Annotated in this window: 14 protein-coding genes; 6 read left to right on the forward strand and 8 right to left on the reverse strand. The window is 62.5% G+C overall.

The window, feature by feature from the left end:
* Positions 1-72: 72 nt before the first annotated feature.
* Both VQ071_RS25145 and VQ071_RS25150 read left to right on the forward strand, forming a co-directional pair.
* The gene (locus tag VQ071_RS25145; RefSeq protein WP_340517008.1) at positions 73-624 is read left to right on the forward strand and encodes a hypothetical protein; all 552 of its coding nucleotides are present in this window, start codon (positions 73-75) and stop codon (positions 622-624) included.
* Positions 625-744: 120 nt separating this feature from the next.
* Positions 745-1,692 carry a D-2-hydroxyacid dehydrogenase gene (locus VQ071_RS25150; RefSeq protein ID WP_340517009.1) on the forward strand — a complete coding sequence of 316 codons (948 nt, stop codon included), beginning with the start codon at positions 745-747 and terminating at the stop codon, positions 1,690-1,692.
* 134 nt (positions 1,693-1,826) lie between these two features.
* On the opposite strand, the gene VQ071_RS25155 is transcribed toward VQ071_RS25150, so the two are convergent.
* Positions 1,827-5,390, reverse strand: a complete 3,564-nt coding sequence (locus tag VQ071_RS25155; RefSeq protein ID WP_340517011.1) for a fibronectin type III domain-containing protein — start codon at positions 5,388-5,390, stop codon at positions 1,827-1,829.
* 334 nt (positions 5,391-5,724) lie between these two features.
* Complete coding sequence (locus VQ071_RS25160) at positions 5,725-6,537, reverse strand: methyltransferase domain-containing protein (protein ID WP_340517012.1); 813 nt, start codon at positions 6,535-6,537, stop codon at positions 5,725-5,727.
* 200 nt (positions 6,538-6,737) lie between these two features.
* Between VQ071_RS25160 and VQ071_RS25165 the strand changes: the two genes are divergently transcribed.
* The 3 genes from VQ071_RS25165 to nagA are packed head-to-tail and all read left to right on the forward strand — an operon-like array spanning position 6,738 to position 9,540.
* The gene (locus VQ071_RS25165) at positions 6,738-7,601 is read left to right on the forward strand and encodes a MurR/RpiR family transcriptional regulator (RefSeq protein WP_340517013.1); all 864 of its coding nucleotides are present in this window, start codon (positions 6,738-6,740) and stop codon (positions 7,599-7,601) included.
* A complete protein-coding gene (gene nagB / locus VQ071_RS25170) occupies positions 7,598-8,326 on the forward strand; it encodes a glucosamine-6-phosphate deaminase (protein ID WP_340517014.1) in 729 nt (242 codons plus the stop codon). The genes VQ071_RS25165 and nagB overlap by 4 nt, the downstream gene beginning before the upstream one ends.
* Positions 8,323-9,540, forward strand: a complete 1,218-nt coding sequence (gene nagA / locus VQ071_RS25175; protein WP_340517015.1) for an N-acetylglucosamine-6-phosphate deacetylase — start codon at positions 8,323-8,325, stop codon at positions 9,538-9,540. The genes nagB and nagA overlap by 4 nt, the downstream gene beginning before the upstream one ends.
* A 119-nt stretch (positions 9,541-9,659) precedes the next feature.
* On the opposite strand, the gene VQ071_RS25180 is transcribed toward nagA, so the two are convergent.
* From VQ071_RS25180 to VQ071_RS25195, 4 genes are all read right to left on the reverse strand, one after another.
* Positions 9,660-10,325 carry a hypothetical protein gene (locus tag VQ071_RS25180; protein WP_340517016.1) on the reverse strand — a complete coding sequence of 222 codons (666 nt, stop codon included), beginning with the start codon at positions 10,323-10,325 and terminating at the stop codon, positions 9,660-9,662.
* Positions 10,326-10,653: 328 nt separating this feature from the next.
* The gene (locus VQ071_RS25185; protein WP_340517018.1) at positions 10,654-11,301 is read right to left on the reverse strand and encodes a TVP38/TMEM64 family protein; all 648 of its coding nucleotides are present in this window, start codon (positions 11,299-11,301) and stop codon (positions 10,654-10,656) included.
* Between the two features lie 334 nt (positions 11,302-11,635).
* On the reverse strand, positions 11,636-12,397 hold the full coding sequence (locus tag VQ071_RS25190) for an SDR family NAD(P)-dependent oxidoreductase (protein ID WP_340517021.1): 762 nt from the start codon (positions 12,395-12,397) through the stop codon (positions 11,636-11,638).
* Positions 12,387-12,734: a Dabb family protein gene (locus VQ071_RS25195; RefSeq protein WP_340517023.1), complete on the reverse strand. Its 348-nt coding sequence runs from the start codon at positions 12,732-12,734 to the stop codon at positions 12,387-12,389. The genes VQ071_RS25190 and VQ071_RS25195 overlap by 11 nt, the downstream gene beginning before the upstream one ends.
* Before the next feature lie 220 nt (positions 12,735-12,954).
* Between VQ071_RS25195 and VQ071_RS25200 the strand changes: the two genes are divergently transcribed.
* On the forward strand, positions 12,955-14,040 hold the full coding sequence (locus VQ071_RS25200) for an LCP family protein (RefSeq protein ID WP_340517025.1): 1,086 nt from the start codon (positions 12,955-12,957) through the stop codon (positions 14,038-14,040).
* 6 nt (positions 14,041-14,046) lie between these two features.
* Here VQ071_RS25200 and VQ071_RS25205 read toward each other — a convergent pair whose 3' ends face one another.
* Together VQ071_RS25205 and VQ071_RS25210 are read right to left on the reverse strand one after the other, a co-directional pair.
* Positions 14,047-14,307 carry a DUF1294 domain-containing protein gene (locus VQ071_RS25205; protein ID WP_340517027.1) on the reverse strand — a complete coding sequence of 87 codons (261 nt, stop codon included), beginning with the start codon at positions 14,305-14,307 and terminating at the stop codon, positions 14,047-14,049.
* 27 nt (positions 14,308-14,334) lie between these two features.
* Positions 14,335-14,805 carry a DUF1904 family protein gene (locus tag VQ071_RS25210; RefSeq protein WP_340517029.1) on the reverse strand — a complete coding sequence of 157 codons (471 nt, stop codon included), beginning with the start codon at positions 14,803-14,805 and terminating at the stop codon, positions 14,335-14,337.
* Positions 14,806-14,833: the final 28 nt, after the last annotated feature.

A 14,833-nucleotide genomic window follows, 5' to 3' on the forward strand; every position in this document is an offset into this window, starting at 1 on the left:
TACCATGTCTGCAACTTTCAATATTCGGCAACCGTCTATATGAGTATCACGCATCAGGAAAGGAGCGCGCCCATGCGCATCAAATTAACCGCCGCAGCCTTGCTCTTGACCGCATCGCTGGCCGCTGCCGGCTGCAGCAACCACAACAACGACGCGAATCCGTCCTCCTCCGCAGCGACGGCGCCCGAAGCCTCCGCTTCCTCATCCGCTACCGCCTCTGCTGCCGCGACCGCCACGGGCTCTGCCTCCGCCGCGCCTTCGGGCGAAGCGCCGTCGTCTCCTGCCGCAGGCGAAGGCCAGTCGCAGTACGGCATATTGATCAGCCTGCCTTCGGGCAACGAATACAAGTCCTTCATGAAAATCAGCGACGCGGATGCCGCCAAGGTGATCAAGCTGCTGGACGGCGCCGACTGGGAGAAGAAGGACAGCATCGCCATGGCTGCCTCCCCGACCTGCAAGCTGGCCAAGCTCGCGGGAGAACAGCAGAAGGACACCTATTACGTATGGACCGGGGACCCGGCGGCCTACGAGCTCGTGAAGGACACCGGCGGCAGCGCCTATGCCAAGCTCTCCAAAAAAGACAGCGCCGCGCTCGCCAAGCTGCTGCCGCTGCCTAACGCTTAAGTGTCTGCAAGACTGCGACAGGATCGAGCGGCCACCGCGTGCCGGCTCGGTCTTTTTTTTGTGTTTGGGAAATTCGGCGGGCGCGCGGTACAATAAAAGAAACGGTGAGGAGGAATCGACATGCGCACGATCGTCAGTTTGTTCGGGTTCGACCCGGAGCAGGAGCAGCGAATCCGGGCTGCGGCGCCCGGCTGCAACGTGATCTTCGGCAAGCCCGGAAGTCTGGACATAAGTCTGCTGGAGGAAACGGAAGTGCTCTGCGGCTGGTGGAAGGCAGCGGAGGAACGGGGGTTGGGCGATAGGCTCAAATGGGTGCAGACCGGCTCGGCCGGCGTGGACAATCTGCCGCTCACGGAGCTCGCGTCCCGGGGCATCGTCCTCACGACCGCAAGCGGCATACATCCGGTGCCGATGACCGAGACGGTGTTCGCCATGCTGCTGGCATTCACCCGCAAGCTGCACCGCGCCGTCCGCAATCAGCAGCACCGGCGCTGGGAGCGCGACGACGCATACGGGGAGCTGCGCGGACGCACGCTGGCCGTCGTGGGCGCCGGCGAAGTCGGCACGGAGATCGCCCGCATCGCGCAGGCGTTCGGCATGCGCACGCTCGGCGTCAGGCGCAGCGGCCGTCCGGGCCCCTACATCGACGACATGACGACGACGGAGCGGCTGGACGATGTGCTGCGGGAGAGCGATGTCGTCGTGAACGTGCTGCCGCATACGGAGGAGACGGTCCGGCTGTTCGATACCGGACGCTTCGCCGCGATGAAGCCGTCCGCGATCTTCATCAACATCGGCCGGGGGACGGCCGTCGATACGGACGCGCTGACCCGTGCGCTGCGGGACGGCGTCATCGCGGGCGCAGGACTCGACGTCTGCGAGCCCGAGCCGCTGCCGGAGGATCATCCGCTGTGGGCGATGGACAACGTCATCATCACGCCGCATATCGGAGGCGCGACCGATCGCTACAAGGAGCGGATGACGGACCTGTTCGTCGAAAATCTGGAAGCCTACCTGAAGACGGGTACGCCGGCCAAAAATATCGTCGATTACGGCAGAAGCTACTGAAAGGCCGGACAAGCGTCCGCCAGAAAGCTGGCAGGCGGTGCTTTGGCTTCCGCAGTTACAAAAAAACGCCCGGCGGGCCGCTTTTTACAAGCGTGCACGGCGGGCGTTCGGTTTGTGCGGGGCCAAGCGTCAGATCAGGTCAGCGAGAAATCGTCCAGATAGAAGGTGCCGTTCAGGCCCGTAATGTACAGGTACACCCGTACCTTCGCGGTGCCTGTCGGCGCCGTATAGGCGCCGCCGTGCACGTTGACGAAGCCGCTCGTCGTCGTGCCGTTGTACGTGGCCGCCGTGCTCTCGGAGATCACGCTGCCCGCGCTGTTTAGGAACTGCACCTTGAAGTCAAGACGCGTACCCGTGTTGGACGCGATGTTGACGTAGCCGTCCAGCGTATAGGCGGCGCCAGCGGCCGCATTCACGTCCTGATAGATCGCGAACCAGGGCGAGGTCGTGCCGCCCACGCGCAGCGAGGTGCCGCCGGAGCGCTTGACGGACGTGTCGCTATAGCAGTAATAATCCTGCTCGCATGTCCACGAGGCCGGCTTGCCGCTGCCGTTGCCGGTCTCGAAGCCGGGGTTCGCCAGCAGGTTGGAGCCGCCCGCGGCATCCGTCGTCACGCTCAGCGCGCTGCTGGCCGCCGAGACGTTGCCCGCAGCATCCTTCGCCTTGACCGTGAAGCTGTAGGCCGTGCCCGCCGTCAGGCCGGTCGCCGTGAACGTCGTCGCCGTCGCGCCCGTCGTCGAGCCGGCCAGCGTCGTGCCGCGGTAGACGTCGTAGCCGGTCACGCCGACATTGTCGGTCGAGGACGTCCAGGAGAGGCTCACGCTCGTCGACGTCTTGGACGGCGACGTCAGGTTCGTCGGCGCGCTCGGCGCCTGCGTGTCCGCGCCTCCGCCGCCGGAGCCGGATGTCAGCGAGAAGTCGTCAAAGTACAACGTGCCGCGATGATCGGTCATGTAAATATAGACGCGCGCCTTGGAAGTGTTGGCCGGTGCCGTATACGCGCCGTGCATGTTCGCGAAGCCGGTCGTCGTGGAGCCGGCTGCGTACGATGCGACCGTGTTGTCGGCGAGCACGGTGCCGGACGCGTTCAGGAACTGCACCTTCACGCTCGCGGCCGTCGTCGTGTTGGATGCGATATTGATGTAGCCGTCGAACGTGTAGGCGGTGCCCGCCGCCGCGTTCACATCCTGGTAGATGCCGTGCCAGGGGCCGGTCGTGCTCGATTCCTTGAGCGAGGCGTTGCCCGAACGCTTCACAGAGGTGTCGCGCGAGGCGTAGCTGCCTTGCTCGTACGTCCAGCTGGCGGGCTTGCCGCCGTCGTCGGATTCGAAGCCCGGGTTCGCCAGCAGGTTCGCCGGGATCGGCGCCAGCGTCGTGACGCTCAAGGCGGAGCTGGCCGCCGAGACGTTGCCCTTGGCGTCGCGCGCCTTCACCGTGTAGGAGTAGGCGGTAGAAGCCGTGAGGCCCGTATCGGTGAAGGTCGTGACGTTCCCGCTGGTCGAACCGGCCAGCACGCTGCCGCGATAGACGTCATAGGCGGTGACGCCGACATTGTCCGTGGAGGCCGTCCACGACAGCGTGACCGTGACGTCCGTCTTGGACGGCGACGTCAGGCCCGTCGGCACTGTCGGCGCCTGGGTGTCGGGCGCGGAGGTCGTCACGCTGAGCGCGCTGCTCGCTGCGGAGACGTTGCCCGCGGCGTCCTTCGCCTTGACCGTGAAGCTGTAGGCGGTGCTGGCCGTCAGTCCGGTGGCCGTGTAGAAGGTGGAGCCGGCGCCCGTCGTCGAGCCGATCAGCGTGCCGCCGCGGTAGATATCGTAGCCGGTGACGCCGACATTGTCGGTCGAAGCGCTCCAGGTCAGGCTGACCGTGCTCTCCGTCTTCGCCGGCGAAGCCAGGTTCGTCGGGGCGCTCGGCGCCGTCGTGTCCGGTGTCGTGCTGCCCTGGCGCACGGCCTTGACGCCGATGTCCCGCGTGAAGCTCGGGATGCTCAGCGCCACGGTGCCGCCGGAAGCGGTCGCCGTCGTCGTGGAGACGTTCGCCCCCGTCACCGTGTTGTAATAGGTGATGTCGTAGGTGCCGTTGTTCATGCCGGTCAGCGAGACGGACAGGCCGCTCACCGTGCGCGGGCTGCCGACCGTGTAGTTGGACTGGGTATCGTTCACCCAGAGCAGCGCGCGGTCCGCGTTTTTGTAGCCGCCGGCCTTGGTCGAGCTGGCCTGTGTGCCGAGATCGGTGAACGGCATGCCGATCAAATACTGCTCCTCGGGCTGTACGAAGTTCGCCAGCGCGGTATGCAGCGCCTTGATGTTGGCAGGCACGTTGAAGCCGGTGCTGCCAGCGAATTCCCACCACAGGTTGCCGCCGGCCGCGCCAGCCCGGAAGATCGGCGCCCACAGGCCGTCATGCACGTACCGCTGCACCGAGGCGTCGCCGGGATCCTCGCTGCCGCCGCTGATGCCCGCTTCTCCGACGAACGCCGGGCGTCCGCCGAAGTCGGCGACGAAGTGCTTGAGCTCCGCTTCCCACTTGTCGATGACGTTCGTTGCGCTGTCGTATTGATGATAGTTGGTCGCACTCATCGTCGTCAGGTTTTCCCAGGTCGTCTGGTTGAACTCCTTGTGGTCCTTCCAGGCGAAGCTGGTCGTCGTCGGGTGATTGTAGAAGTCGAGGCTCTTCCAGTAGTTGTCCACGGCCGCGTGCCAGTTGGCGCGCGTCGTCGCATCCGTATCGACGCGATTGTCGGACTCGTTCCAGTATTCGAGCATGCCGAGCGCGCGGCTGTAGCCCCAGCGGGCGAACACATAGCGCAGCAGCTTCTTCTGGTAGGCGATCGCGGTCGGGTTCGTCCAGAAGTCCGTATTGTTCTCGCTCCAGGAGGAAGGCCCGCCGTTGGCCGTGTTGTAGGCGTTCTGCGGCCAGTCGTAGTAGAAATCGCCGAAGCTGTTCATCGTCAGCATGATGTAGATGCCGTTGGCGGCGGCCGTATCCATCAGCGTATCCAGCCGCGCCTGATTGTCTAGCTGGTATTTGCCGACGCCGTCATAGGACATCGCGATGCCGTTCTGCGTCGTGACCGTCGGTCCCCATTCCGGCGCGTAGTTGCCCCACCAGACGCTGTACCAGACGCGCATGATATTCATCTTGGCGTCCTTGTACTGCGGCATGGCGGTCAGAATCTCGGACGGCGCGCCCCATGCGTAGTTCGTGCCGATCAGCGTCAGCTGCTTGCCGTAGCTGTCGACGAACCGGCTGCCGCTCACGCCCATGAAGCCGCGGTTCGCGCCGGGGCCGCCCGCCGTGAACGTATACGTGGACGACGTGCCCGTGCCGCTGCCGTCCGTGACCTTCAGGTACACGCTGTAGCTGCCCGTCTGCCGGGGCGCATAGCGCACCGCCCATCTCGGCGACGAGTTGGCATTGTAAAATCCGGGCACGACCTCGGTCTGCCCGCCCGGTGTCGTGAAGTATGCGCGCACGTCGACCTCGTCGGGATTGAACGGGTTGGCATACGTCGCGCTCAGATCGAATTTCATTTCCAGCTTGTCATATTGGGCAGGTGTCGTCGTATTCAAGGTCACGTTGGAAAAGGACGTCGTCGCCGAAGCTTGGCCCGGCGCCAGCGATATGCCGCCGAAGGCCGCTGCGAGCGTCAGAAGGGCGATCAGGCAGACTTTCCAGGCTTTTGCGAAGTTCACTTGTCATATTCCTCCTTTGATGTGCGATACGCGGATCATTGCTATGCAAGCGATAATTAAACTTCGGGTATGCCGCTATGCCGCCATATGCAAGCGCTTCCTCCTTTCCGTTCGATTTTTTCACGACGGCTTTTTTTCCGGGATGGCGATTCGTCGGGCCGACCGTCTTGGCTCCATTTTTCACCTGCGGCCCTGTTCAGACAACCCGGCGAATGCTCTTTTTCACCTGTCAAATCCGTCATTTTCGTTATACGGCGGTGCTTTTCTCGGCAAAAGCCAAATAAATCCCGCTCGAGGGCGTCCGATCGGACCCGGCTCGGCGGGATGCTGTAGTTTATTCCCTTCTGGTTCCCTCTACGGACAGCATGTACATCGTCATCGACTCGGCCTCCTCCGCGCACCATCGCCTGTACTCCGTCTCCGCGCGCTCCCACGATGCCGTCGTCGCATACCCGTCCCTCGCCATCTGCGGCCCCCGGCTCGCGGCTGTATCCGCCCATATCGAGGCGCGAGCGACGAAGTCGGGCTGTCCTCGTAGCGCCCGCTCATGCTGCGGGAATATCTCGACGGCTTCAAGCCCCGCTCCAGCCATCAGTTCCGCCAGGCGATCCGCGATTCCGTTGTGCAGACCGGCGTCCGTCCGCCACTGCAGATAAGCTGCATAAAAACGTCGCATGCTGTCCGGCGGGCTCGGCGACCATTCGATCTTGTCATGATTGTAATCGGCGATCACCACCCGGCCTCCCGGGCGGACGGCTGCAGCGAGACTTCGGATGGCCCGCTCCGGGTTCTCCAGCCAGATCAAGAGGCGCGACGCGAAAACGATGTCGTACGCTGCGTCGGCCGGCACACTGTACACATCGGCAGTGGCAAAGGACAAGCCCGGCGCATCGCCGTGACGGGCGATCGCATCCGCGATCAGGCCGGCATGACTGTCCAAGCCAAGGACCCGGCCGGACGGGCCGACCGCCTCGGCTATGCCTCTTGTGATCGCGCCCGTGCCGCAGCCTGCATCCAGAATACGCATGCCCGGCTTCAGCAGGCCGGCCAGACGCGGACACGATGCGTCCAGCGTGCGCCCGTTGAGCACGTTTTTCAGCTTGCCGCCCAGTTCGGTTTTACGACTGAGTTCCATTTCCTGGTCCATTCCGAGCCCTCCATGTTCGCGCACATTCGCATAGAGACAGATGCGTTTTTCTCAGTCTAACTTTGAATGTCTATTATTTTAAATATATAAATTCTATATTGTTTATAATTCAAATCTATAAATAGACAAGAAAATTATTTTCTTATATAATCATGATATCAGGTAATTAATTTTCTTATTTGGCGGGAGGCGAGCTGTGTATGGGCATCCTGCAAGCGATCGAAGACCGTCTGGACACGCTGCACCCGAAGGAGCGCGAGCTCGCGGAGAAGCTGCTCGGCCAGCCCCACGAAGCGGTCGGCATGACGATATCTCGCCTCGCCGAATGGGCGGGCGCGAGCTCGGCCACGGTGTCCCGCTTCTGCCGCGCGATGCAGTTCCAGAGCTTCGCCGACTTCAAGATGAAGCTGGCTGCGGAGCTGGCGAGTCAGCCGGCGGCGGGACAGTACCAGGACATCGTGGCGGGCAATCCGCTGGCCGACATCGTCTCCGCGATCACGGCGAACCATGTGCGCTCGTTGACGGACACGACGAACCTGCTCGATCTGCAGCAGCTCCGCGCCGCGATCGCGGCGCTTCACGGCGCCGGGCGGATCGATCTGTACGGCGTGGCGACATCGGGACTCGTAGCGGAGGATTTTTTCCACAAGCTGATTCGGATCGGCAAGGCGGCGGCCGTCTTTTCGGACCACCATATGCAGCTGACCTCCGCCGCATCGCTCACAGACAGAGATGTCGCGATCGGCATCTCGTATTCGGGCGAGACGCTGGAGATTATCGACACCCTGCGATACGCCGCCGAGCGGGGCGCCACGACGATATCGATCACGCGATTCGGGCAGTCCACGCTGTCCTCGCATGCCGCGATCCGGCTGTTCACCTCGTCATCGGAGGCCGGGATGCGGCGTGGGGATATGGCGTCGCGCATCGCCCAGCTCCATGTGGTGGACGTGCTGTTCACGGGACTTGTGAGCGAGCACTTCGACGAATACGTGCCCAGGCTGGAGCGCTCGTTCCAGACTGTACGCCAATATACAGGCAAAAGGGAGAGAAATCCGTCATGAATCTGTTGACATTCGACGACAATGCCAAGCTCAACGAAGCAGGCGCGAACATTATCATCAGTCTGGTGCAGACGAACCCGCGCGCCGTGCTGGGGCTCGCGACCGGCGGGACGCCTGTCGGCATCTACGAGCAGATCGTCCGCGACTTCAAGCAAGGGCTCGTGAGCTTCCGCAACGTCACAAGCTATAATCTCGACGAGTATGTCGGCCTGCCCGAGGACCATCCGGAGAGCTACCATACGTACATGCGCCAGCATCTGTTCGACCATATCGACCTTCCGGCGGCCAACATGCATCTGCCCAACGGCAACGCCGAGGATCCGAGCGCCGAATGCGCGGCCTATGACGAGATGATCGAGCGTTCGGGACAGATCGACCTGCAGCTGCTCGGGATCGGACACAATGGCCATATCGGCTTCAACGAGCCGGACACGGACCTGATTCGGGGGACGCATGTCGTCACGCTGGCCGAGGAGACGCTCAAGGCGAACGCCCGCTTCTTCGACTCGATCGACGATGTGCCGAAGCAGGCGATCACGATGGGCATCGGCAGCATCCTGAAGGCGAAGTCGATCCTGCTCGTCGTTCGGGGCGCCGACAAGGCCGAGATCGTGAAGCGGGCGCTGACCGGCCCGATCACGACGGACGTGCCGGCTTCGCTGCTGCAGACGCATCCGCGTCTGACGGTGCTGCTCGACCGGGACGCGGCGAGGCTGCTGTCATGAGCCGCGAGCCACTGGCCGGGGGTGCCGGCGGATCTGCCGGCACGCTGATCGCCAACGCGCGGATCGTCACGCCCGGCGGCGTGCTGGAGGGCGGCTGGATCTGGCTGCGGGACGGCGCGATCGCCGCGATCGGCGGCGCATCCGATCCGCTGCCGGCGGCTGCCGCGCATGCGGAGAGGGTAGACGGCGAGGGCGGCTGGGCGCTCCCCGGCTTCGTCGACGTCCATGTGCACGGCGGCGCGGGACATGACTTCATGGACGCGCACGAGGGGCTGGACGGAATCGCCGAGATCGCGCGCTTCCATGCGCGTCACGGCACGACCGGCCTGCTCGCCACCTCGCTCACCGCCTCGCGCGAGGAGCTGACCGCGATGATCGACCGCGCGAGCCGCTATATGGCGGGCGACATGCCCTATGCCCAAGTGCTTGGCGTACATCTCGAAGGACCGTTCGTCAGCCTCAAGTGGAAGGGTGCGCAAAACCCCGACTATATTCTGGCGCCGCAGACCGAATGGCTGGACGAATGGGTCAGCCGCTATCCCGGCGTCCTGAAGCTGCAGACGCTGGCGCCGGAGCTGCCTGGCGCGCTCGATTATATCGAGCGCCTGGCCGCGTACGGCATCGTGCCGTCCGCCGGCCATACGGACGCGACGTACGAGCAGATCGTCGCTGCCGCAGACCGCGGTCTGCGCCATGCGGTGCACACGTACAACGCGATGACGCCGCTGCACCATCGCAATCCCGGCACCGTCGGCGCCGTCCTCTCGGACGATCGGATCAGCGCGGAGGTCATCGCGGACGGCCATCACGTCCATCATGCCCCGATCAAGGTGCTGACCCGTGCCAAGGGCGTCGGCAAGGTCATCCTCGTCACCGACGCGATGGCGGCGGCAGGCATGCCGGACGGCGAAGGCTACGAGCTCGGCGGCTTGCCCGTCGTCATGACCTGCGGCGTCGCCCGGCTCAAGGACGGCGGCAATCTCGCCGGCAGCACGCTGACGATGATCGGCGCGTTCCGCTATATCGTGCGCGAGGTCGGCATCGACGTGCCGGCCGCCAGCGCGATGGCCAGCGGCAACGCCGCGCGCCAGCTCGGCCTTGGCGGCGTCATCGGCTCACTCGAAGCCGGCAAGCGCGCGGACGTGCTGCTGCTGGACGAAGCGCTCGAGCTGCGCGGCGTCTGGGCGCGCGGACGACTGCAGGATTTGACCTGAAGTTGAAGCACCTGAGCGTTCCCCCTGAATCTCCGCTTGGCGGGGATTTGGGGTTTTTTGCTTGCCGGGGATTGCGCGGAGCCGACGCCGCTAGCTCGACTGTACCCGCACAAGGAGCGTCAAAAAAAGCACGCCCTGCCCTCGTCCGTTATTTTGTAATAGTGATGACGGCGCGTCCCGCTCCCAACGGAACCAAGCAAGCGCTTGGCGTACAGCGAACGCAGATGCCTCCGGGCGGATGTCTCCCCTATTCCGAGACTTTGGCAGGCGATCGCTATCGTAAAAGGATTTGAATGACGGTGCGCAAAACGCAGCATCTCGCGTTCGACGACAGGAAGCAAATGCAGCTTGCCGCCCTGGATGGAAGCCGCTTGTTCTCCGATAATCTCGTACAAAGAGCGTCGGCAGGCCTCGGACTTTTTCTCCAACTCGTCTCTGCTGAACGGCACATAAACAAAGCGTTTGGCGGCAAATGTACGCAACCGGCTTTGCACAAAATCATGGCGCTCCCTCGTCATCATTTCCACGTGGGGCACGTAGCCCTCGCATTCATACACATGCTGCAGCGGCTGATAGAATGCATCTATGTACAGCTTAAATCCGTTTTGCGACAGCACCTCGTATTCCAGCATAAGCCCATCGAGTGTTTTCAAAACCGGCAGCAGCACGTTCGACAACAAAATTCGAGTCCCATACAGATCCTTCTCCAGCATCTCCCGTCTCATCCCCCGCGCCTCTCTTCGCTGACTCTCGATGAACTGATCGATTTGCGCTTTGGCGTTCATGGCCGTACCTCCTTGTACCGCTGAATGTTCGCGAACGCAAAAACGCCGCCCGCTCCGAAGAGACGAACGGCGTGTGCTTCACGCTGTTTTATATACCCTAATCAACATTTTACGCCGGGCGAAAGCAGTTTGTCCAGTCCACCGGCCCACTCCGCCGCTGCAACGGTGCTTTCCGCTCTTACAGCCGCCTTCTCCGCGCCGATTGCCGCTTTAACAGCGTTTTCCGCGCTTGCAGCAAAGCGGAACGGCTGCAACGGTGCTTTCCACTCTTACAGCTACCCTCTCCGCACCGATTGCCGCGGTAGCAGCGCTTTTCGCGCTTGCAGCCTCAGGATGGTGGCTTCGCACCGGTAACTTCGGCATCTGCGGTTTCGGCAACAGCGGCACGACGCAGCCCGTACGCCTCAACCTTCCGCCCGATCCACCAGGTAACGACGACGAAGAGCAGCGCGTACAGCGCCTCCTCCGGATGCTTCAGGAATCTGGCGGGATCGTGTCCGATAAAGGAGATGAGGAATACCATAACGGCCTTGCCCAACATAATCGCGACCGCGAACGAGCGGAACCGCATGCGTGCCAGCGCAGCCGCGATATTGATGACGACGAAGGGACCGACAGGAAAGAGGCTGAGCAAGAAGACATAGCTGAACGCATTGCGCCGTACCCAGCGCATCCCCTTGGTCACGCGAGGACGAGCCGCCCAGCGCTGCCAGTAGGGCCGGTCCGCGATCTTGGAGATGACGGCGAATGTAACGAGACAGCCCAGCACGATGCCGATCCAGGAGTAAAGAAAGCCGAGCCACAATCCGTACACCGCCGCATTCACGCCAACGATGAGCAGGGTCGGCAGCGGCGGCACAAATGACTTCATGAATGTGAGCAAAATGCCCGGCAATGGTCCATAGGCGCGATATTGGTCGAGAAAGACAAGCAGGTCTTCTTCTCTCAGGTCTTGCAGTTGATGAATGAGATTCAACAAATCCACGCTCCCGTGCGCCGTCTCTCCGTCGACGGCCCATGGCGTGACGACACGCTGTCCGCCATCGCTAAGCTGGCGCGGCTACGCCATGATCGCCGCGCTTCTGCCGTCAGCATAACGCATTGCGAACGATATTGCCAACGGCGATTGCATGAACGATTGTGCGGCTGGCCTCTGCCCCTCGCTCGCGCCGACCAGAGCTGGCCGCTCAGCCCCGGGCGCCAATCGTATCCCGCCCGGGGCGCCCAAGCAGGTGGCCGTCCCCCGCCTCGGTCCCGAGCCCCGGCAAGCACCAGCTCCCCGCGGGTGCCAGCCGCCCGCCAGCTCCGCCTCAGATCGCCGGCATCACGCTGCCGCCGCTCACGGGCACGTAGGCGCCCGTGATGAAGCTCGCCAGATCCGACGCCAGGAAGGCGACGACGTTCGCGATCTCCTGGTCGGTGCCCCGCCGCTTCAACGGGACGCCGCTCTCGTAGCCTTTGCTGCGCTCCGTCCCCTCGGACCGGTCCCGCTCGCTGATCGTCCAGCCCGGCGCGACCTGGTTGACGGTGATCTGATGCTCGCCGACCTCTCTGGCCAGCACCCTGTACACGCCGTCCATCCCCCGCTTGCCCGCGACGTACGCGGACTGCGTCGGGTAGTTCTGCATCGCGCATTCGGTATTGATGCCGATCAGCCTGCCCCCGCGCCGCTCGATCATGGCGGGGACGAACGCCTTGGCCAGATGCACGCTCTGCAGCACACAGGACTCGAACTGGCCGACATAATCCTCGACAGCCTGCTCCAGCACGCTGGTCCATTGATATTGAATAACGGCATTGGCCACGACGATATCGACAGCGCCCAGGCCGGCGTTCACCGTTTCCTTCATGGCGAGCACGTCGTCCAGCTTCGTTACGTCCGCCTGCACGGTCAGCGCGCGCACGCCCATGTCTGCGAGCTCGGCCTTGAGCTCCTCCGCCTTGGCCGCATTGCCCCGGTAGTGAAGCGCGACGTTCGCTCCGCAGCCCGCCAGCGTCCGCGCCATCACGCGTCCCAGCTGCCCCGAGGCGCCGGTGATGAGCGCGGTTCTGCCCGTCAAGTCAATCTTCATCGCTCTGCGCCTCCTCGGCGTCCCCGGCCCGGACGAAGTCGATCTCCAGGAAGCGGGAGACCTCCGTCTCCCAGCGCTCGGCGACGAATGCGACATGCGCGGGATGCGCATTGTAGCTGTCGTAATCCGCCTGCGAGGCGAACTCCATGGAGAAGCCGTATGTATAATCGTTTTTGGGACTGACTTGCTTCAGCACCTCAAAGTTTCGAACGGCGGGAATCGAGGTAAGTATACGCCAACCGTCCTTCAAGAACCGATCCGCCTCCGCAGAATCCTTCCCATGCTTCAGATCGAAGATGACCTGATGACGGATCGCCTTATCGCCGGGTTTGCTCATGCGTTTCCCCTCTTTCGTTATCCAGTTTATTAGACATTTATGGCCTTTTTTATTATAACAAAAATTAGAAAGACCAAAACCGACCGAATTTCGTCCGATTTCCGCAACCGAGCCGGTGTTCGAATCGTCAAATAATGTGGAATTTCTTTCTTTACTCTTGGGGCGTTTGCCCTAAAATAGAAAGGGTTGCCCTCATTCTGAACATACTGCGGAGGATTCTATGAACACGCCTGAAAAAAATCGCAAATGGATGCGCAAAACGCTCAAATATGCCGGGATTGCCCTATGCGCCATCGTCGTAATCGTCGGAAGCTATGCCGGATACCTCGTCTATAAAGCCAATCACGCCATCACCCAGATGGCCGGCGACGATCCGAAGCCGTCTTCCTCCCCGTCCCCCGCGGCATCGGGAGCTGACGGCGGACAGCAGCCTGACGCCGATTATGTCAGCGACAGCTCGTTGATCAAAAAGCCCATCACCTTCCTGCTGGCCGGCATCGACCGCCGCGAAGGCAGCGGCGGCACGCTCAATACCGACGTGCTGATGCTGGGCAGCCTCAACCCTCAGACCAAGTCTGCCAGCCTCATCTCCTTGCCCCGGGACCTTCAGCTCAAGCCGGAGGACCTAAGCTCGCACAAGGCGAACTACTATTACGCCTACTTTTACAACAAAGACAAAGACACGGCGATGGAGAACACGAAGCAATTTTACAGCGACTTGTTCGACTTCCCGATTGACTATATGATTACGATCAACTTCGACGGTCTGCGCAAGCTGGTGGACGCTGTCGGAGGCGTGGATGTCGACGTGGACATGGATATGCGTTATGTCGACAATGCCGATGGCACGAATATCGACCTTAAGAAGGGGTATCAGCATCTGGACGGCGCCAAGGCGCTCGACTTCGTCCGGTACCGCAAGTCCAACCGCGGCACCGAGCAGTCGTCGGACATCGCCCGCAATACCCGCCAGCAGCAGGTGCTGGCCGAGCTGACCAACAAGCTCGCTACATTCCAGGGCATGCTCCAGTGGGGCAAGGTACTCGACCTGCTCGGCAAAAACGTGCAGACGGACATTCCCGAATCGATCCTGCGCGATTATATTTACAACGTCAAGGAAATGAAGCCGAGCACGCTGAACGTGCTGCCGCTCGAGAGCCGCTGGGAGAGCCCGTACATCATCGTCAAGGAAGACGATCTCGAAAAAGCGCTCGACGCGCTGCGCGCCGAAGCCGGCATCAAGGAACCGAGCGATCTGAAGCTGGCCGACGTCGTCGGCCTCGATCCGTCGCCCGATCCCCGCTGAGACCGCCTACCGGCCGAACCATACCATGACCAGCACCGCGTTCAACACGAGCAGCGCAGGAATGCCTGCCGTGAAGGAGCGGTGCTTTGTTTTGTGCCGGAAAAACCGCATCCCGAGCAGCATGCCTAGCGCGCCGCCGATCGTCGCGATCAGGAACAGCCGCTTCTCGGGCACGCGCCGTTCCTTGTGCATCGCCTTCGTCTTGTCGTAGCCCATGATGATAAATCCGACTAAGTTCATAGCCAGCAAATAATAAAATACGATCATGACAAAAAATCCTCCCGTTCGCTGCCGCTACTCTCTCAGCGCGTCCCGCAATCGGCTCGACATCGTGCCGCCTGACGCCGCGGCAGCCGCCTTGCGGGCGCGGGCCAGGTCCTCGCGCAGCTTCGCATTGTCGGTGCGCAGGGACGCCAGCTCCGCCTCGGCGGGATCGCTCCCGAACGGTTCGCCGCCGGCATAATAATCGCAAGGCCGATAAGCGCGGAAGGCGATCTCCACCTCCGGCACGCCTTGGCCGCGGATCAGCTTGTCCAGGCAGCCGGCGACGGCATCCCTGACTTCGCGGCCCCGTTCGAACCAGGCGATCTCGACGAACGGATAGGATGCCGCGACCTGGCCGCCGGCCACGCAGGTCGTGTGCAGCACCTCCAGCATCAGGTCGCTCCGCCCGCAGCCGATGATCGCGGACAGCTCCTCCTCGACCGCAGCTCCGATGTCCTGAACCAGCTCTACGGACAATCCTCTAAAATACAAATGGGGCATCGTTACACAGCGCTCCTCGCTTCATTCA

Origin of the sequence: Cohnella sp. 56 (assembly GCF_037963805.1) — a bacterium.
Classification (GTDB): Bacteria; Bacillota; Bacilli; order Paenibacillales; family Paenibacillaceae; genus Cohnella.